Genomic DNA, 17,502 nt, shown 5'->3' with positions numbered 1-17,502 from the left:
CGCGTGCCGCCCGGGCGTTGCACGGAAGGCCCACCCGGGCCCGAACCACCACCTCTCCTGGGCGGCACGATGAGCGAGCTGGTTCCCGGGGGCAATCTGCCCCTGCCGGGCGGCCCGCTGAACCTGCGGGTGCCCGGTCCCTTCGACGTGTCCGCGATCGTCACCGGGGAGAGCGGAAAGGTCGCGGGCGACGCCGACTTCGTGTTCTACAACCAGCCGGCCGCCCCCGGCGTCCGGCTGCGCGGCGACACGCTGAGCGTCGATCCGGCCGGGCTGCGCGCGGGCGCGGTCCGGGTCACCGTGGCCGTCAGCCCGGCCGAGCCCGGCACCCCGCTCGGCCGGCTGCCCGCGCCCGTGCTCCAGGTAGATGACGAGCGGGGCCGGGCGGTGGCCCGGTTCGCCCCGCCGCGCCCCGGCCCCGAGACCGTGCTGCTGCTCGCCGAGCTGTACCGCCGGGGCGCCGCCTGGAAGCTCAGGGCCATAGGCCAGGGATACGCGGACGGACTGGCCGGACTCGCCCGGGACTTCGGGGTCGACGTCGTGGACGAGCCCACAGCCACGTCGGCGCCCGTCCCCGGCCCCCGCGCCGCCGCCTCCTCCGCCCCGTCCCGCCTCGTCGCCTCCCCCGCCACCGGGCCGGGTGCCGCCACCACGCCCGGTTCGGCAAACTCCCCCGCGCCCGATCCCGAGGGCTTCCTCACTCTCGTCAACCCGGCCCGCGCCGAGGCCGGTTCACCGCTGGTCGTCCTCGACGCCCGGCTGGTCGCCGCCGCGCGGGCCCATGTGGCCGCGCTGGCCGCCGGCGGCCGTCTCGCCACCGAGAGCCCGGACGGCACCGCGCTCCACCAGCGGATCACCGCGACCGGATTCGCCTACGTCACCGTCGGCGAACACCTGGTCTCAGGACCGCGCACGCCCGCCGAGTTCGTGGCGTACTGTCTGCGCACCGAGCAGGCCCGGCGCACCCTCCAGGATCCCGCCTTCACGCACACCGGACTGGCGTACGCCACCGGGCCGCGCACGGGCGACGTCTACTGGACGGCGTTGTGGGCCGTCCCCCTCACCCCCGGCGCGCTGGCGCGCACCTGCGCCGATGTGGTCGAGCTGACCAACCGGGAGCGGCGGCGGGCGCGGCTGACGCCGCTCGCCGTGGATCCGCAACTGACGGCCGCCGCACAGGCGCACAGCGCGGACATGGTGGCCCGGGACTTCTACTCGCACACCTCGCCCGAGGGCTCACAACCCTGGGACAGGGCCGCCGCCGCGGGTTCCCGGCGGCGCACGATCGGTGAGAACATCGCCTGCGGCCAGCGCTCCGCCGCCGAGGTGGTGACGGGCTGGATGAACAGTCCGGGCCACCGCGCCAACATCCTGAAGCCGGACTTCACCCACATCGGCGTGGGTTTCGCCGGGGGCGGCCGGACGGGCACGTACTGGACCCAGCTCTTCGGCGCCTGACCGCCGGACCGGAACCGTACTCCGCGATCTTGGCGGAACGACGCCCTCCGGGACACCATGCCCGCATGAAGGGTTACCTCTTTTCCAGTGAGCACATGGTGCAGCCGGCCGTCGCACCCGGTATGTCCATCGAAAATGCCAAATGCATCAAGTACGCGGTCGACGGCGAGATGTTCGCCCGTCAGGGCGCGATGATCGCTTTCCGCGGCAATCTCCAGTTCGAACGCAAGGGCCAGGGCGTGGGCGGCATGCTCAAGCGTGCGGTCACCGGTGAGGGCCTGCCTCTGATGGCGGTGCGCGGCCGGGGTGAGGCGTGGTTCGCGCACGAGGCGCAGAACTGCTTCATCGTCGAGGTCGAGCCCGGGGACCAGTTCACCGTCAGCGGCCGGAACGTGCTGTGCTTCGACGCCTCGCTCTCGTACGAGATCAAGACCGTCAAGGGCTCGGGCATCGCCGGTGGCGGACTGTTCAACAGCGTCTTCAGCGGGCACGGCGGGCTCGGCCTGGTCTGCGACGGCACGCCGCTGGTGATCCCGGTATCGGCACAGTACCCCGTGTACGTCGACACGGACGCGGTGGTCGGCTGGACCACCCGGCTGCAGACCTCGCTGCACCGGTCGCAGTCCATCGGCTCGATGCTGCGCGGCGGTTCCGGCGAGGCGGTGCAGCTGATGCTGCAAGGTGAGGGGTACGTCGTGGTGCGCCCGAGCGAGGCGACCCCGCAGCGGCCGCAGCAGCACTGACACGTCCGTGGCGCGGTCCGTACCGCACCTGCGTCCCCTCGGCCGGACCGGCGTCCTGATCCGGGGAAAGACGATGCCCCGGGCCGCGCACCGGCCCGGGGCGTCGCTCCGGGGCAGTGCGGCGCCGCGCTGTCCGACGCGTTTCCCGGCGGCCCCGGACCGCGCCCGGGTGGAGGAGTTGACCTTCACGGGGTCCCCGGGTCAGGGTCAGGACCGGCGCGGTCCCCGCCCTGACACCGTGCCGGAGAGGATGAGAGCCTTGATCGGCATCTCGGACGTCCAGGCCGCGGCGCGCAGCATCGCCGGACATGTCGTACGCACCCCTACGGTGCCGAGTCCCGGCCTGTCCGCGCTGCTCGGCGTCCCGGTCACCGCGAAACTCGAACTGCTCCAGCGCACCGGGTCGTTCAAGGCGCGCGGCGCCACGGCGAAGCTGCTCACGCTGAGCGAGGCCGAGCGCGCGGCCGGAGCGGTCGCGGTCAGCGGCGGCAACCACGGGGTCGCCCTCGCGGTCATGGCCGGCGCCCTCGACGTGAAGGCGACCGTCGTCATGCCTCGGACGGCGCCCGCGCGCTCGATCGAGATCGCCCGGGAGGCCGGGGCGGCGGTGCGGCTGACCGACGGCATGGACAGCGCGTTCGCGCTGGTGAACCAGTTGCGGGACGAGGGGCTGACGCTGGTCCACCCGTTCGACGACCCCGTCGTGATCGCCGCGCAGGGCACCGTCGGGCTGGAGTTCGCGGACGACGCCGACGAACTGACCGACGTCCTGGTCAGTGTCGGCGGCGGCGGTCTGATCTCCGGGGTGGCGGCGGCGCTGCGCGCCCGTCGGCCGGACGTACGGGTCTGGGGTGTGGAGACGGCGGGCGCCCAGGCGATGTCGGAGGCCCTGGCCGCGGGCGGGCCGGTGCCGGTCGAGCTGTCCTCGGTCGTCACGACGCTCAGCGCCCCGTCGGTGTCGCAGTTGACGTACGACCATGTCTCGGCCCTGGTCGAGGAGGTCCTCGTGGTGTCCGACCGGGAGGCCGTCGAGGGCTGTCTCGACCTCGCCGAGCACGCCAAGGTGTGGGCGGAGCCGGCCGCCGGCTGTCTGCTGCCCGCGGCCCGCCGGGTGCTGGAACGGGTGGGCGGGAGCGCCCGGCTCGGACTGGTGGTGTGCGGCGGCAACATGACGCCACGGGACCTCATGGGTCTCACGGAGCGGTTCGCGCTGCGGTGACGGATGTCCCGGCACCGTGATCCGGCGCACAGGGGGGCGTCACCCGCGGCGAACTCGGCCCCGGCCGGCAGGCGGTGCGCGAGCAGGGCCCGGCCGGCCGGGACGCCCGGGTCAGCGCGTGGTGTGGCGGCGGCGCACCCACAGCGGCAGCAGGTACCAGCACACCAGGTACCAGGCCACCACCACCGCCACCAGCCACACCACGGCCGTGCCGTTCGCGGCCACCCTGAGGATCAGCAGCAGCGAGGCGGTCATGGTGGCCAGCAGCAGGAACAGGCCGACGAAGGTCAGCCGGGAGGCCCAGCGCACCGCGCGGGGTTTCACGCGGCGCCCGGCGACGATGCGGTGCAGGGAGACCGGTCCGATGAGGGCACCGGTCGCGCAGGCGCCGAGCACGACGGTCACGGTGTAGATGGCCTGGTCGGCGTCGGCCAGGTCGTCGTACTTCGCGCTGAACACGACGGTGAGCAGGAAGCCGAACAGGATCTGGACGCCCGTCTGGGCGACGCGGACCTCCTGGATGAGTTCGCTCCACATCCGGTCGGCCCGCTGCTCGTCGCTCTCGTCGCGTCCTGTCCGGTCGCCCGCCTGCGTCATGCGATGCGGGTAACCGTCCGGCCGGGCGTTCAAACGGCGGCTCCCCCTACCAGCGGTCCTCCACCTGGGCCTTGATCCGGCGGTCGTACAGCTCCCGGATCGCGGCCAGGGTCTTCGCGGGCGGCTGCGGGAGTTCCGCGGCGGCCGCGTTGGCGCGAGCCTGGGCGGGGTTGCGGGCGCCGGGGATCACGGTGGTCACGCCCGGCTGCTCGACGACCCAGCGCAGGGCGAGCTGGGCCGGGGTGCAACCGTCGGGGGCGAGGGCGGCGAACTCGGCGGCGGCCTCGACGCCGGTGTCGTAGTCGACGCCGGAGAAGGTCTCGCCCTGGTCGAACGCCTCGCCGTGCCGGTTGAACGTGCGGTGGTCGTTGGCGGCGAAGACCGTGTCCTTGGTGTACCGGCCGGACAGCAGGCCGGAGGCCAGCGGCACCCGGGCGATGATGCCGACGCCCGCGTCCCGGGCTGCCGGCAGCACCTCACCGAGCGGCTTCATGCGGAACGGGTTGAGGATGATCTGCACACTCGCCACGCCCGGCCGGGCGATGGCGGTCAGCGCCTCCGCGCAGGTCTCCACGCTGACGCCGTACGCGGCGATCCGCTCCTCGGCGACCAGAGTGTCCAGGGCGTCGAACACCTCGTCCGAGGAGTACACGGGCGTCGGCGGGCAGTGCAGCTGCACCAGGTCGATCCGGTCGACGCCGAGGTTGCGCCGCGACCGGTCGTTCCAGGCCCGGAAGTTGCCGAGGACGTAGTTCTCCGGGATCTGGTCGACCCGGCGGCCCATCTTCGTGGCGACCAGCACCTCCAGGCCGGGCCTGCCGCGCAGGAAGGCGGCGATGGTCTGTTCACTGCGTCCGTCGCCGTAGACGTCGGCCGTGTCGAAGAAGGTCACTCCCGACTCGGCCGCCGCCTCCAGCACGGCGAGCGCCTCCTTGTCGTCCACATCGCCCCAGTCGGCGCCGAGCTGCCAGGTGCCGAGACCGACGGCCGATGCCCGCTGTCCCGACCTGCCGAATACGCGTTCGTCCATGCCGTCAGTCTGTCATCCGCCGCCGGTGCGTCCGGAACGGCCCGCTCCGGACGCACCCGTGGGCCTCGGCGGAAGTCAGGGCGCGGGGATCAACTGCGCCTGGACGAGGGGCCCGTAGCATTCGACGACGGTGTCGATGTCGCTGTCGCGCAGGTGCGAACCGCGGGCGATGCCGTACATCACGCCGAGGCCGACGAGCGCGGCGACGGCGAGTTCGGCGCGCAGGCCCGTGTCGGGGCCGGGGAGCCGGCCGGCCAGGCGGGTGGTCACCTGGTCGCGGAAATTCTCCCGCAGCACGGCGCCGTGGTCCCCGTGCAGGGGCGCGAAGACGATACGCACCAGCGGGTCGGCGCCGCGGCGGCGCTGGCCCTCCAGGACATACCGGACCATGTGCGGACCGAGCCGCTCCAAGGGTGCGTCCAGCAGGGCCGCCGCGTCGGCGTCGAAGGACATCACGCGGGCGAACAGGGCGTCCTTGCTGCCGAAGTACTTGAGGATCAACGGCGGGCTGACACCGGCGCGTTCGGCGACGGCCTTCAGGGTGACGTCGGTGTGCGGCCGCCGGGCCAGGAAGTGGCGGGCCGCCCGCAGGATGGCCGCCTTGGTCGCGTCGGCGTCCCGGCGGGCGGATGCGGCGGTACCCGCCGGGGCCGACGCGGCGGTACCGGCCCGGGCGGCTGGGTCGGGGCCGGTCTGGGCGGCTGGATCGGTGCCGGATCGGGAGGCCATGGTGTTCATGCTCCCTCCATCGCCCGCTCCCGTGCGCCGCGGGGGGTGCCGTCGGCCGGCCGGGGGTCGTCCGGGGCCGCGCCCCCGGGAATGGCCAGGGCCGCCGCACAGGCCACCAGCGCGACGGCGCCCGCCATCGCGAACGCCAGCAGATAGCCGTGCAGCGTGGGCACCGGGACCCCGCCGACCGGGCTGCTGTGGTGCACGAGGACCGCGGCGATGGCCGCGCTGGAGATCGCCTGGCCGATGGTGCGCATCAGGACGTTGACGCCGTTGGCGGACGCGGTCTGCCCGGCCGGCACGGCCCGCAGGATGAGGGTGGGCAGGGCCGAGTAGGCGAGGGTGGTACCGGTGGCGACCACCGTGGCGCCCGCGATGATCATCCAGAGGTCCCGGCTGTCCGCGATGCGCACGGCGTAACCGCAGGCGATGACCGCGGCCCCGAGGGCGAGGGTGATCCGCGGACCGCGGGCCGCCGAGATGCGGGCCGACAGGGGCGAGAACAGCAGCATGGTGATGCCGCCGGGCAGCAGGCACAGCCCGGTGGCGACGATGGACAGGCCGAGGCCGTACCCCGTGGCCTCGGGGGCCTGGACCAGTTGGGCGGTCACGAGGGTGTTGGCGTAGAAGGCGAACCCGGTCAGCAGGGCCGCGACGTGGGACAGGCCGACCCGCGGCCGGCTGACCAGACGCAGGTCGACCAGCGGCCGCTCGGCACGCAGCTGGTGCCACCACCACAGGGCGAAGACGGCCACCGCCGCGAGGAACAGCCCGAGGATCCGCGGGCTGCCCCAGCCCCACTGCCCGCCCTGGGACACGCCCAGCAGCAGGCACATCAGCCCGGCCGCGAGCCCGCACGCGCCCAGCACGTCGAACCGGCCCGGCTCCCGCACGGGCGACTCCTTGATCGCCCACCAGGCGAGCAGCACACCGAGCGCGCCGAGGACGGCGGTCAGCCAGAACATGGTGTGCCAGTCGGCGTACTGCACGACGAGCGCGGCCAGCGGCAGGCCGAGGGCCGCGCCGATGCCGACCGTGGAACTCATCAGGGCGACCGCGGAACCCCGGCGTTCGGGCGGCAGTTCGTCCCGCAGGATGCTGATCGACACGGGGACGACGGAGGCGGCGGCGCCCTGGAGGGCCCGGGCGGTGATGAGCACGGAGATGTCGGAGGACAGGGCGCACATCACGGAACCCGCGGTCATCAGGGTGAGCGCCCCGATCAGCACCCGGCGCTTGCCGTACATGTCGCCGGCCCGGCCGAGCACCGGGGTGAGGACCGCGCCGGACAGCAGGGTGGCGGTGACCGTCCAGGAGACGGTGCCGGGGGACGCGCCGGTGAGCCGGGGCAGGTCGGGCAGCAACGGCACGACCACGGTCTGCATGACGGCCATCAGGATGCCGCCGAAGGCCAGCACCGGGACGGTCGCCCGGTCCCTCGCGCGCGCCGCTCCGGCGCGGGCGCCGGGCGGCTGGGATATCGGGACGGGCTGATCCATCGGCACTCCTGGACGCAGGATCGAAGGTTGGTGAACGGCCATTCACCTTACTGGGTGAATGGCCGTTCACCAACCTGCCGCCCCTACTGGCGGCCGTCCGACGAGCGCGCGTACAGGGCCTTGGCGGCCCGCGGTCCGAGCCATCGCTTGAGCCTGCGCAGCGCTTCCAGCCGGCCGGCCGCCTTGTCGATGCCGTAGTAGAGCTGCGGCGGGACGTACGGCAGCAGGGGCGAATGGCGCTGACCGAGCAGGGCGAACATGCGGTGCGGGGGCAGCTGGATGTAACGGGGCAGGCTCTCGTACCACTGGGCGCTGTAGCGGGCCGCGCTCTGCACGGCGAGCAGGTCGGCCTTCCGCTGCCGTTCGTAGGCGTCGAGTGCCCGCGGGAGGGTGTCGTGGGCGCGCAGGGCCGCCGCGAGACCCATCGCGTCCTCCAGGGCGAGGGTGGTCCCGGCGCCGACGGAGTAGTGCGTGGTGTGGGCGGCGTCGCCGAGCAGCACGAGGTTGCCGCGGGACCAGGTGCGGTTGGTGAGCGTACGGAAGTTCAGCCACTGCGCGCCGCCGTCACCCGCGGCGCGGCCGATGAGCCGGTGGCCGTCCAGCACCTGGGCGAACAGCGTCTCCAGCAGGGCGAGGCCGTCTGCCTCGGGCAGCCGGTCCAGGCCGAGCCCGGCGAAGGTCTCGGGGGCGCATTCGACGACGCAGGTGCTGCGTTCGCCGCTGTAGCCGTAGCCGTAGCACCAGATCCAGCCATACTCGGACTCGACGAACGCGAAGGTGAAGGCGTCGAAGACCCTGGAGGTGCCGAGCCAGATGTAGTGGTTGCGGCCGGCCCTGGACTCGGTGCCGAAGTGGTCCGCGTGCCGGGCGCGCAGCGCGCTGTGCACGCCGTCGGCGGCGACGACGAGGTCGGCGTCGGCCGGCGCGGTGCCGATCGTGCTCTCGAACTCCAGCCGTACGCCGAGGGAGCGGGCGCGGGCGGCGAGGATCTCCAGGAGCCGGTGGCGGCCGATGCCGAAGCCCTGGTCGCCGTGGTGACGGGCGGCGAGGCCGCGCACGTGGGCCACCCCGTCGCTCCAGCGGACCGAGTGCTCCTCGACGGCGCGCGCCGACTCCAGGTCGTGCGCGCCGAGCTGGTCGAGCAGTCCCCGCCAGTAGGTGACGCCCCAGCCGTAGGTCGAGCCCTCGGGGCGGCGTTCATGGACGGTGACGTCGTGCGACGGGTCCTGTCGCTTGAGCAGGATCGCGAGATACAGGCCGGCGGGCCCGCCTCCGACACAGACGACCTTCACGGCACACCCCTGGTAGTCATGCAGTCACTCGACGTGATCGATCGAAAACGCAGAGTAGCAGTGCGGGGTGGGGTGGACGGCGGTTCGGCCCGCCGTCGTCCTCGGTCGTGCCGTGGACGTCCGCCTCTGGCCGGGGAGACGCCGTCGATGCCTGACGCCGTGGCACCCGCCCAGCGGGGGCGGGGCGGGTGCCACGGCGGACGACGAGCCCGACCGGCCCGGCCAGAAGGGGCCGACGCGGACGGGCAGGGCGTAACCCGGGCGGGCCCAGGGTGGAACGCCGACGAGGAGGGGGCGGGACGCGGACGGGTATCGACGCCCCGACGGAGCCGGGCGGTACGACGGGTGACCGGCACGGCAGCGGGGCGAAGGGCCGGGCGGCCGGCCGTAGGGGTGCCGGGCGGGTGCCGCCCGGACGTCCGGTCAGACGTCCGCGGTACGGCACTCCGGATGGCCCCAGCCCTGGGCGTTCTTGGCGATGGGCTCGCCGGCCGCGTAGGCGCGGCCACACACGCAGCGGCCGGGGAACTTGGCCTTGAGGGTGCGGGACGAGGAACCGCCGGCCGCCCGGCGGGCGGGCCCCCGCTTGGCGCCGGAGGAGGTCGGGGCGCCGGACGACGGCGGTGGCTCCGGCGAGCCGAGGGCACTGCCCGCGGACTCCTGGGCGGAGGCCGCCTGGCTGGCCGCGCGGTCGGCGAAGTCGTTCAGCGGGTCGCCGTCGACCTGGTGGGCGGGGACGTACCGGAACTCGACGGAGCGGCCTTCGAGCAGCTCGTCGATGCGGACCACCAGGTCCTGGTTGGCGACGGGCTTGCCGGCGGACGTCCGCCAGCCGTTGCGCTTCCAGCCGGGCAGCCAGGCGGTGACGGCCTTCATCGCGTACTGCGAGTCCATCCGGACCTCCAGCGGCACCCCGGGGTCGGTCGCCACCAGCAGGCGCTCCAGAGCGGTCAGTTCGGCGACGTTGTTGGTGGTCCTGCCGAGCGGGCCGGCCGCCCAGCGGTCCGGTGCCTCCGCCGTGTCGGACACCACCCAGGCCCAGCCGGCCGGGCCGGGGTTTCCTTTCGAAGCCCCGTCGCACGCGGCCACCACACGTTCACCCATGGGCACGATCATGCCATGGCCGTGCAGGCCGGCCGTCCGGGCCCGGTCAGACGTCCTCGGCCCGGGGCATCTCGCCCGCCGTCGTCGTGGTGTCGATCACCGAGAACTGCGCGCCCTGTGGATCGCTGAGCGCCGCGAACCGCCCGAACGGGCTGGTCATCGGGCCGAAGTGGAGGACGCCGCCGAGCTTGGCGGCCTTGGCCACGGCCTCGTCGCAGTCGGCTACCCCGAAGTAGACGTTCACGTACGAGGGCACCTCGGGCGGGAAGTCGTCGGTCATCCTCATCCGGCCCAGGACGGGGTCGCCGCCCAGGTCGAACAGCCGGAAGTCGACGGCATCATCCGCGACCTGCTTGGCCCGGTACCCGAAGACCGCCGAGAAGAACGCGTCCGTCCGCTCGGGCTCCCGGGTGAAGACCTCGGCCCAGCTGTAGGCGCCGGGTGCCGCGACGGCCTCAAAGCCCTGATGGCTGCCCGGCTGCCACACGCCGAACAGGGCGCCGCCGGGCTCGCGGGCCAGGCACATGGTGCCGAACTCGCCGACCTGCATCGGCTCCATCAGGATCTCGCCGCCGTTGTCCCGGATCCTCGCCGCGGTCGCCGCGGCATCGGACGAGGCGAAGTACAGGCACCACTGGGAGGGGCCCTCCTGACCGGACCTGGACGGTACGACGGCCGCCACCGCCCGGCCGCCCGCATAGGCCTGCGCGTAGTCGCCGTGCTCCGCGGACGCCTCGCCGAAGGTCCAGCCGAGGACGTCGCCGTAGAAGGTCCTGGCTCCTTCGGCGTCGTCGAACATCGCGTCGGCCCAGCATGGAGTTCCCTCAGGTGGTGCGGCCATGGTCCGGCCCTCCCGTGCGTCGGACTCTCCGGATCCTCACGCTAGCCAGCCCGGCCGCCACCCGCGCGCCGAAGCGGTGGACCTGGTCGAGACTGGAGGCGGCGGGCGGGTACGGCGGCTGCGACGGGACGGGGCACGGCATGACGGACTCGACGGCGACAGGGACCATGCGGGCCTGGTCGGTGGCCACTCCGGGTCCGGTGGAGGGGGAACCCCTCCGGCTCGTGGAGCGTCCGGTACCGGTCCCCGGGGACGACGAGCTGCTGGTGCGGGTACGCGCCTGCGGGGTGTGCCGGACCGATCTGCACGTCACCGAGGGGGACCTGCCGGTCCACCGGCCCGGAGTGACTCCCGGGCACGAGGTGGTCGGCGTGGTCGCCGGGGCGGGCCGGGCCGTCGAGGGCTTCGCCGAGGGCGACCGGGTCGGTGTGGCCTGGCTGCGGCGCACCGACGGCACCTGCGCCTACTGCCGGCGGGGCGCGGAGAACCTGTGCCCGCGATCGGAGTACACCGGCTGGGACGCCGACGGCGGATACGCGGAGTACACGACCGTGCCGGCCGCGTTCGCCTACCGGCTGCCGGGCGCCGTGGACGACGTGGCGTCGGCGCCGCTGCTGTGCGCCGGGATCATCGGCTACCGCGCGCTGCGGCGGGCCTCGCTGCCGCCGGGCGGCCGGCTCGGGCTGTACGGCTTCGGGGGCAGCGCCCATCTGTGCGCGCAGGTGGCGCTCGCCGAGGGCGCCCGGGTGCACGTCCTCACCCGTGGTGCAGAGGCCCGGCGGCTCGCCCTGGAACTGGGCGCGGTCTCGGCGCGCGACGCGTACGAGGCGCCGCCCGAGCCCCTGGACGGCGCGGTGCTGTTCGCTCCGGTCGGCGATCTGGTGCCGGTCGCCCTGCGGGCGTTGGACCGGGGCGGGGTGCTGTCGGTCGCGGGCATCCACCTCAGCGACGTGCCGCCGCTGCACTACGAGACCGATCTGTTCTACGAGAAGGAACTGCGCAGCGTCACCTCCAACACCCGTGCGGACGGCCGGGCGTTCCTGGAGCTGGCCGCGCGGCACGGTGTCCGTGCGACGACGCACGGCTATCCGCTGTCGCGGGCCCCGCAGGCGCTCAGGGATCTCAAGGCCGGTCGCTTCGACGGCGCGGCGGTGCTGATCAACGACCTCTCCTGAGGTCGGCGAACCTCCGTGACCTCAGCGGCCTTTGCCGAGGTCGGCGTTCTCCCCCGAGATCAAACGCGGCCTTGTCACCGAGTGCGGAGGCAGCCGGGAGGCGCGCGGTGAGATCATCCGCGCGCCGTGTGCCACAAGCCCTGGGTTTGCGCATCCACGGCCCGAACCCGCCCCTTTCGCGCCATCCCGGGCGGCTGCCCCAGCTGTTTGGCTTGACCAAGCACACCGCCACCTCGCACACCACCGACCGATCCGGTCACCCCTGTTCACCCAGCGGGAGGGAAAGTGTCCACACCGGACAGCGCCACCGGCTCCGAGATAGACGAGCCCGCCCAGGCCCTTTCGGCCGGGCGGGAGCTCACCAGCCTCGGCACCCGGGCGGCCCGCCGGCTCGCCACGACCACCAAGTCCGAGCCCCAGATGCAGGCCATCACCTCCCGGTGGCTGCTGAGGAGGCTGCCGTGGGTGGACGTGAAGGGCGGCACCTACCGGGTCAACCGCCGGCTCCAGCTGCGCACCGGCCGCGGACGGGTGCACTTCGAGCAGAACGGCGCCGACGACATCCGGGTGATCCCCGAGACGCTGACCGAACTGCCGGTCCTGCGCGGCTATTCCGACGCCGAGGTGCTGCGGGAACTGGCCGCCCGGTTCGAGACCCGTGCGGTGCGCGCCGGGCAACTGCTGTTCGAGGCCGGGCAGCCGGTCACGGATGCCTATCTGGTCGTCCACGGCCGGTTCACCCGCTTCACCGCCGGCAAGTACGGCGAGGAGGAGGTCGTCGGGGTCGTCACGGACGGCGACCAGATGGGCGACGAGGCGGTGGGCCGGCCCGACCCGCTGTGGCCGACCTCGGTGCGGGCGGAGACCGCAGGCGTGGTGCTGGCGCTGCCCTGGGCCGTGGTGGAGGAGATCACCGAGCGGGCGCCGTCCCTCGGAGCGCATCTGCGGGCGTACGTGGAGCGGCAGCGCAAACCCGTGAACCGCAAGGGCGAGGCGGACGTCCCCGTGCAGGCGGGCCACGTGGGCGAGCCGACGCTGCCCGGTGGCTTCGTCGACTACGAACTCGCCCCGCGCGAATACGAGTTGTCGTTGACGCAGACCGTGCTGCGGGTGCACACCAGGGTCGCCGACCTCTACAACGATCCGATGGACCAGACCCGGCAGCAGTTGCGTCTGACCGTCGAGGAGATCCGGGAGCGCCAGGAGTGGGAGCTGGTCAACAACCGGGAGTTCGGGCTGCTGCACAACGTCGACTACGCCCAGCGCATCAGCACCTTCACCGGTCCGCCGACCCCGGACGACCTCGACGAGCTGCTGTCGATGCGCCGCGGGACCAAGTTGCTGCTGGCCCATCCGAAGGCGATCGCGGCGTTCTTCCGGCAGTGCAACCGGCGCGGCCTGGTACCGGGCACCGCGAGCGTGGACGGGCACGAGGTCCCCGCCTGGCGCGGGGTCCCCCTCTTCCCGTGCGGCAAGATCCCGGTCGGCCCGGAGCACACCAGCAGCATCATCGCGCTGCGCACCGGTGAGGCCGACCAGGGTGTCGTCGGCCTCTACCAGACCGGCATCCCGGAGGAGTACCAGCCGGGTCTGAACGTCCGCTTCCTGGGCATCGACACCGCCGCGATCATCAACTACCTCGTGACCGCGTACTACTCACTGGCCATCCTGGTGCCCGACGCGGCGGGCATCCTCGAAAACGTGCAGATCGGCCGGAGTGCCGAATGACGGCGTGGAGCCTCCCATGACCACATCACCCACCTCCCTCACGCTGCCCGGACCGCCGAACATCGCGCGCACGCTGTCCGCCCGCCGCACCGGCGCGATCCCCGGGCTGCGGTACCGGCCGGCCGTGCCCGCCGACCCGGAGAAGGCCGCCGAGGTCGACCGCAGACTGGAAGCGTGGGCGCGTGCACTCGATCTGTTCCCGGCCGCCTGGCAGGGCGACTTCACCGGCTTCCAGTTCGGCCGGGCCGTTGCGCTCCAGCATCCGGGGGCGGCCGACCTGGACCGGCTGACCGCCGCGGGCAAGCTGCTGCTCGCGGAGAACGTCGTCGACTCCTGCTACTGCGAGGAGGACGAGGGCCGCGGCGGAGCGCGCACCGGTCTGGGCGGCCGGCTGATCCTGGCTCAGTCCGCGCTCGATCCCTACCACGGTGTCCCCGAGCTGGAGAAGGAATGGCGCGAGGGCATGCGGGCGGACGGGCCGCTGCGTTCGTACCACTTCGCGCTCAAGGACTTCGCGGACCTCGCCACCCCCAGCCAGACCGACCGGTTCGTGCACGACATCGCCCGGCTGCACCTGGGCTATCTCGCCGAGGCCGCCTGGGCGGAGACCCGGTACGCGCCGCGGGTCTGGGAGTACCTGGTGATGCGGCAGTTCAACAACTTCCGTCCGTGTCTGTCGATCGTCGACGCCGTGGACGGCTACGAGCTGCCCGAACCGGTCTACGCCCGCCCGGAGATCCAGCGGATCACCGCGCTGGCCTGCAACGCCACCACCATCGTCAATGACCTGTACTCCTTCACCAAGGAGCTGGCCAGCGACCCCACCCACCTCAATCTGCCCCAGGTCGTCGCCGCGAACGAGCGGTGCGGGCTGAAGGCCGCCTATCTGGAGTCCGTCGAGATCCACAACCGGATCATGACGGCCTTCGAGGAGGAGTCCGCCCTGCTCTCCGCCACATCGCCGCTGGTCGCACGGTACGCCGAGGGCCTCGCCGCCTGGGTGTCCGGCAACCACGAGTGGCACGCCACCAACTCCCACCGCTACCACCTGCCCGATTACTGGTAATCGCTGCCGCAGGCAGTCGCAGGCTTTCCGAACCACCGTCCAGATGCGCCACGAGGAGTCACCGTTGACCACCGCCCCCGTCGCCCGTACCACGACCGCACCGGTGCCGACCCAGTCCACGTACCAGAACCGCGTCGCGGATTACTGGAACGCCGAGGAAAACCCGGTCAACCTCGAACTGGGAAAGATCGACGACCTGTACCACCATCATTACGGCGTGGGTGAGGCCGACTGGACGGTGCTCGACGAGCCCGATCCCGAGCTGCGCCGGGAGCGGATCACCGGCGAACTGCACCGCCTGGAGCATGCCCAGGCCGAACTGCTGGCCTCCCATCTCGGCCCGCTGACCTCCGCCGACCGGGTCTTCGACGCCGGCTGCGGGCGGGGCGGCGGCAGCGTCGTGGCCAACCTGCGGTACGGCTGCCACGCGGACGGTGTCACGATCTCCGCCAAGCAGGCGGACTTCGCCAACGAGCAGGCCCGCAAGCGGGGCATCGCCGACAAGGTGCGCTACCACCACCGCAACATGCTCGACACCGGCTTCGAGCGGGGCGGCTACGCGGCCTCCTGGAACAACGAGTCGACCATGTACGTCGAGCTGGACCTGCTGTTCGCCGAGCACGCCCGGCTGTTGCGCCGCGGCGGACGCTATGTGGTGGTCACCGGCTGCTACAACGACACGTACGGACGGGCGTCGCGGGAGGTGTCGCTGATCAACGCCCACTACATCTGCGACATCCACCCGAGGTCGGCGTACTTCCGGGCGATGGCGGCGAACCGGCTGGTGCCGGTGCATGTGCAGGACCTCACCGCGACCACGATCCCCTACTGGGAGCTGCGCAAGCAGGCCGACCATCTGGTCACGGGCATCGAGGACTCGTTCCTGTCCGCGTACCGCAACGGCAGCTTCCAGTACCTGCTCATCGTGGCCGACCGGGTCTGACGCCCGGCTCCGGTCCGTCAGAGATGAGCCGTGCCCGGTCCACTCCCCCGGCATCCCGCGGCGCCCCGCTCGGGCGAACGCGCAGGCCGTTGTGGACCGGGCACGGGTCGCAGGGGCGGTCATGGGACCGCCGGGGCGGCTATTCGCCCGCGTACGCCTTCCGCAGCGCGGCGATGTCGAGTTTGCCCATCGTGTACATGGCCCGGGTGGTGCGGGCCGCCTTCTCCGGGTCGGCGTCGCCGAGCAGGTCGATGAGCCCGTCCGGGACGACCTGCCAGGAGACGCCGTACTTGTCCTTGAGCCAGCCGCAGGGGCCGGGCGTGCCGCCGTTCTCGGTCAGCCTGGTCCAGTGGTGGTCGACCTCTTCCTGGTCCGCGCAGAGGATCTGGAAGGAGATCGCCTCGGTGAAGGTGAACTGCGGGCCACCGTTCAGCGCCATGAACTTCTGGCCGTTCGCCGTGAACTCGACGCTGAGCACGGAGCCGGCCTGGCCCGGGCCCGCCTCGTTGTAGCGGGCGATCCGCCCGATCCTGGAGTTCTTGAAGATCGAGACGTAGTAATGGGCGGCTTCCTCGGCCTGCCCGTCGAGCCAGAGGCAGGTGGTGAATCCGTCGGCGGTCATCGGTACCTCCCGGAGCGTGGAGCGCTGTCGCCAGTACCGACCGGCGCACGGCCGGAAACTCATCGCCGGTCGGCCGGAACGGTCCGCCGGGGACCGCCGCGGGGGCGGCGCTGAGCAGGTCGGGCGAAATCCGGCACGTTCCGGCAGCACCCGTAAAAGGCCCGTGACCAGCCACGATGCCGCGGCGGACGAACAACGGTGAGACGCCCCGCCGACCGGCCGAGCGCTTAGCATCCGGCTCATGACACCTTCGCCCGGCGAGAGCATCCGTCCTTTCCGACTCACGATCCCGCAGAGCGACCTCGACGATCTGTACGACCGGCTCGACCGCACCCGCTGGCCCGAGGAGCTGCCCGGAGCGGGCTGGGCGTACGGGGTGCCGGCGGACTACCTGCGGGAGCTCGCGGGCTACTGGCGCGGCAGCTACGACTGGCGCGCGGCCGAGGCGCGGCTCAACGAGCTGCCGCAGTTCACCACCACCATCGACGGGGCGAACATCCACTTCGCGCACGTCCGCTCCCCCGAACCGGACGCCACGCCGCTGATCATGACTCATGGCTGGCCGGGTTCGATCGTCGAGTTCCTCGATGTCGTGGGTCCGCTCACCGACCCGGCCGCGCACGGCGGGGATCCGGCCGACGCCTTCCACCTGGTGCTGCCGAGCCTCCCCGGCTTCGGGCTGTCCGGGCCCACCGAGCAGCCCGGCTGGGAGCCCGGTCGGATCGCGGACGCCTGGGCCGAGCTGATGGACCGGCTCGGCTATCCCCGTTTCGGGGTGCAGGGCGGTGACTGGGGTGCGGCCGTCTCCCGTGAGCTGGGCCGGGCCCACCCCGACCGGGTCATCGGCGTGCACCTCACCCTGCTGCCGGGCGCCCAGGCGACCAGCGAGCCGACGGCCGAGGAACTGGCGGCGCTCGACCCCGGGGAGCGGGAGCGCACCCTGCGCTCGTGGCGCCGCTGGGCCGAGTGGTCACGGGAGGGCACCGGGTACGGCATCGTGCAGTCGACCCGGCCGCACACCGTGGCCTACGGGCTGACCGACTCGCCGGTCGGGCAGCTCGCCTGGATCGTGGAGAAGTTCCGGGAGTGGACGGACTCGGCGGAGACTCCCGAGGATGCCGTCGACCGGGACCTGATGCTCACCGATGTGATGCTGTACTGGCTGACCCGAACCGCCGGTTCGTCCGCCCGGATCTACTACGAGCGGGCGCACGCCACCGGGCGCCGTGCCGCACCGGCCGAGCCGTCGACGGCGCCCACCGCGCTCGCCGTGTTCCCTGCGGAACTCCAGTTGCCACTGCGGCACAGGGCGGAGCGCACCGAGAACATCGTGCGGTGGACGGAGTTCGACCGCGGCGGGCACTTCGCCGCGATGGAGGTGCCGGACCTGCTGACCGGTGACGTCCGGGCGTTCTTCCGCCTGCTGGGCGAGAGGGACGCCGGATGACGCGGGCGG

Annotated in this window: 16 protein-coding genes; 8 read left to right on the top strand and 8 right to left on the bottom strand. The window is 72.7% G+C overall.

From position 1 onward, the window contains the following. Positions 1-69: 69 nt before the first annotated feature. The 3 genes from ACFY2B_RS40630 (at position 70) to ACFY2B_RS40620 (ending at position 3,420) form a co-directional block, all read left to right on the top strand. A complete protein-coding gene (locus ACFY2B_RS40630; RefSeq protein WP_390768092.1) occupies positions 70-1,458 on the top strand; it encodes a CAP domain-containing protein in 1,389 nt (462 codons plus the stop codon). A 65-nt stretch (positions 1,459-1,523) separates the two neighbouring features. Further along, complete coding sequence (locus tag ACFY2B_RS40625) at positions 1,524-2,201, top strand: AIM24 family protein (RefSeq protein ID WP_390768091.1); 678 nt, start codon at positions 1,524-1,526, stop codon at positions 2,199-2,201. A 259-nt stretch (positions 2,202-2,460) separates the two neighbouring features. Beyond that, positions 2,461-3,420 carry a threonine/serine dehydratase gene (locus tag ACFY2B_RS40620; protein WP_390768090.1) on the top strand — a complete coding sequence of 320 codons (960 nt, stop codon included), beginning with the start codon at positions 2,461-2,463 and terminating at the stop codon, positions 3,418-3,420. A 111-nt stretch (positions 3,421-3,531) separates the two neighbouring features. Here ACFY2B_RS40620 and ACFY2B_RS40615 read toward each other — a convergent pair whose 3' ends face one another. The 7 genes from ACFY2B_RS40615 to ACFY2B_RS40585 all read right to left on the bottom strand — a co-directional run bounded on the left by ACFY2B_RS40615 (position 3,532) and on the right by ACFY2B_RS40585 (position 10,512). Continuing rightward, the gene (locus ACFY2B_RS40615; RefSeq protein WP_390768089.1) at positions 3,532-4,017 is read right to left on the bottom strand and encodes a DUF6328 family protein; all 486 of its coding nucleotides are present in this window, start codon (positions 4,015-4,017) and stop codon (positions 3,532-3,534) included. A gap of 46 nt (positions 4,018-4,063) precedes the next feature. Further along, the gene (locus tag ACFY2B_RS40610) at positions 4,064-5,047 is read right to left on the bottom strand and encodes an aldo/keto reductase (protein WP_390768088.1); all 984 of its coding nucleotides are present in this window, start codon (positions 5,045-5,047) and stop codon (positions 4,064-4,066) included. A 75-nt stretch (positions 5,048-5,122) separates the two neighbouring features. Beyond that, the gene (locus tag ACFY2B_RS40605) at positions 5,123-5,785 is read right to left on the bottom strand and encodes a TetR family transcriptional regulator (protein WP_390768087.1); all 663 of its coding nucleotides are present in this window, start codon (positions 5,783-5,785) and stop codon (positions 5,123-5,125) included. Continuing rightward, positions 5,782-7,275 (bottom strand): MFS transporter, encoded by a 1,494-nt coding sequence (locus tag ACFY2B_RS40600; RefSeq protein WP_390768086.1) that lies wholly within the window; start codon positions 7,273-7,275, stop codon positions 5,782-5,784. Before ACFY2B_RS40600 ends, ACFY2B_RS40605 begins: the two co-directional genes overlap by 4 nt. A gap of 83 nt (positions 7,276-7,358) precedes the next feature. Further along, on the bottom strand, positions 7,359-8,567 hold the full coding sequence (locus ACFY2B_RS40595; RefSeq protein WP_390768085.1) for an FAD-dependent monooxygenase: 1,209 nt from the start codon (positions 8,565-8,567) through the stop codon (positions 7,359-7,361). A gap of 423 nt (positions 8,568-8,990) precedes the next feature. Beyond that, positions 8,991-9,683 (bottom strand): ribonuclease H, encoded by a 693-nt coding sequence (locus ACFY2B_RS40590; protein ID WP_390768084.1) that lies wholly within the window; start codon positions 9,681-9,683, stop codon positions 8,991-8,993. Positions 9,684-9,717: 34 nt separating this feature from the next. Beyond that, on the bottom strand, positions 9,718-10,512 hold the full coding sequence (locus ACFY2B_RS40585) for a VOC family protein (RefSeq protein WP_390768083.1): 795 nt from the start codon (positions 10,510-10,512) through the stop codon (positions 9,718-9,720). Positions 10,513-10,679: 167 nt separating this feature from the next. Here ACFY2B_RS40585 and ACFY2B_RS40580 point away from each other — a divergent pair, with 167 nt between their 5' ends. The 4 genes from ACFY2B_RS40580 (at position 10,680) to ACFY2B_RS40565 (ending at position 15,424) form a co-directional block, all read left to right on the top strand. Further along, positions 10,680-11,687 carry a zinc-binding alcohol dehydrogenase family protein gene (locus ACFY2B_RS40580; protein ID WP_390768118.1) on the top strand — a complete coding sequence of 336 codons (1,008 nt, stop codon included), beginning with the start codon at positions 10,680-10,682 and terminating at the stop codon, positions 11,685-11,687. Positions 11,688-11,972: 285 nt separating this feature from the next. Further along, positions 11,973-13,415: a family 2B encapsulin nanocompartment shell protein gene (locus tag ACFY2B_RS40575; RefSeq protein ID WP_390768082.1), complete on the top strand. Its 1,443-nt coding sequence runs from the start codon at positions 11,973-11,975 to the stop codon at positions 13,413-13,415. Between the two features lie 16 nt (positions 13,416-13,431). Further along, on the top strand, positions 13,432-14,481 hold the full coding sequence (locus ACFY2B_RS40570; RefSeq protein ID WP_390768081.1) for a family 2 encapsulin nanocompartment cargo protein terpene cyclase: 1,050 nt from the start codon (positions 13,432-13,434) through the stop codon (positions 14,479-14,481). Positions 14,482-14,545: 64 nt separating this feature from the next. Continuing rightward, positions 14,546-15,424 carry a geranyl diphosphate 2-C-methyltransferase gene (locus ACFY2B_RS40565; RefSeq protein WP_390768080.1) on the top strand — a complete coding sequence of 293 codons (879 nt, stop codon included), beginning with the start codon at positions 14,546-14,548 and terminating at the stop codon, positions 15,422-15,424. A gap of 139 nt (positions 15,425-15,563) precedes the next feature. Here ACFY2B_RS40565 and ACFY2B_RS40560 read toward each other — a convergent pair whose 3' ends face one another. Next, positions 15,564-16,046, bottom strand: coding sequence for a VOC family protein (locus ACFY2B_RS40560; RefSeq protein ID WP_390768079.1), 483 nt, complete (start codon positions 16,044-16,046; stop codon positions 15,564-15,566). 241 nt (positions 16,047-16,287) lie between these two features. On the opposite strand from ACFY2B_RS40560, the gene ACFY2B_RS40555 reads away from it, so the two are divergent. After that, positions 16,288-17,493 carry an epoxide hydrolase family protein gene (locus ACFY2B_RS40555; protein ID WP_390768078.1) on the top strand — a complete coding sequence of 402 codons (1,206 nt, stop codon included), beginning with the start codon at positions 16,288-16,290 and terminating at the stop codon, positions 17,491-17,493. Positions 17,494-17,502: the final 9 nt, after the last annotated feature.

Origin of the sequence: Streptomyces sp. NPDC001270, from assembly GCF_042896695.1 — a bacterium.
Taxonomy (GTDB): Bacteria; Actinomycetota; Actinomycetes; order Streptomycetales; family Streptomycetaceae; genus Streptomyces.
Note: the sequence above shows the minus strand (reverse complement) of the source record. Positions and strands in the feature narration are given on the sequence as shown.

Bases quoted from the DNA above. Each gene is read 5' to 3' on its own strand.
- ACFY2B_RS40630 (WP_390768092.1), top strand. From the start codon at position 70: ATGAGCGAGCTGGTTCCCGGGGGCAATCTGCCCCTGCCGGGCGGCCCG.
- ACFY2B_RS40625 (WP_390768091.1), top strand. From the start codon at position 1,524: ATGAAGGGTTACCTCTTTTCCAGTGAGCACATGGTGCAGCCGGCCGTC.
- ACFY2B_RS40615 (WP_390768089.1), bottom strand. From the start codon at position 4,017: ATGACGCAGGCGGGCGACCGGACAGGACGCGACGAGAGCGACGAGCAG.
- ACFY2B_RS40610 (WP_390768088.1), bottom strand. From the start codon at position 5,047: ATGGACGAACGCGTATTCGGCAGGTCGGGACAGCGGGCATCGGCCGTC.
- ACFY2B_RS40605 (WP_390768087.1), bottom strand. From the start codon at position 5,785: ATGAACACCATGGCCTCCCGATCCGGCACCGATCCAGCCGCCCAGACC.
- ACFY2B_RS40600 (WP_390768086.1), bottom strand. From the start codon at position 7,275: ATGGATCAGCCCGTCCCGATATCCCAGCCGCCCGGCGCCCGCGCCGGA.
- ACFY2B_RS40590 (WP_390768084.1), bottom strand. From the start codon at position 9,683: ATGATCGTGCCCATGGGTGAACGTGTGGTGGCCGCGTGCGACGGGGCT.
- ACFY2B_RS40585 (WP_390768083.1), bottom strand. From the start codon at position 10,512: ATGGCCGCACCACCTGAGGGAACTCCATGCTGGGCCGACGCGATGTTC.
- ACFY2B_RS40580 (WP_390768118.1), top strand. From the start codon at position 10,680: ATGCGGGCCTGGTCGGTGGCCACTCCGGGTCCGGTGGAGGGGGAACCC.
- ACFY2B_RS40570 (WP_390768081.1), top strand. From the start codon at position 13,432: ATGACCACATCACCCACCTCCCTCACGCTGCCCGGACCGCCGAACATC.
- ACFY2B_RS40560 (WP_390768079.1), bottom strand. From the start codon at position 16,046: ATGACCGCCGACGGATTCACCACCTGCCTCTGGCTCGACGGGCAGGCC.
- ACFY2B_RS40555 (WP_390768078.1), top strand. From the start codon at position 16,288: ATGACACCTTCGCCCGGCGAGAGCATCCGTCCTTTCCGACTCACGATC.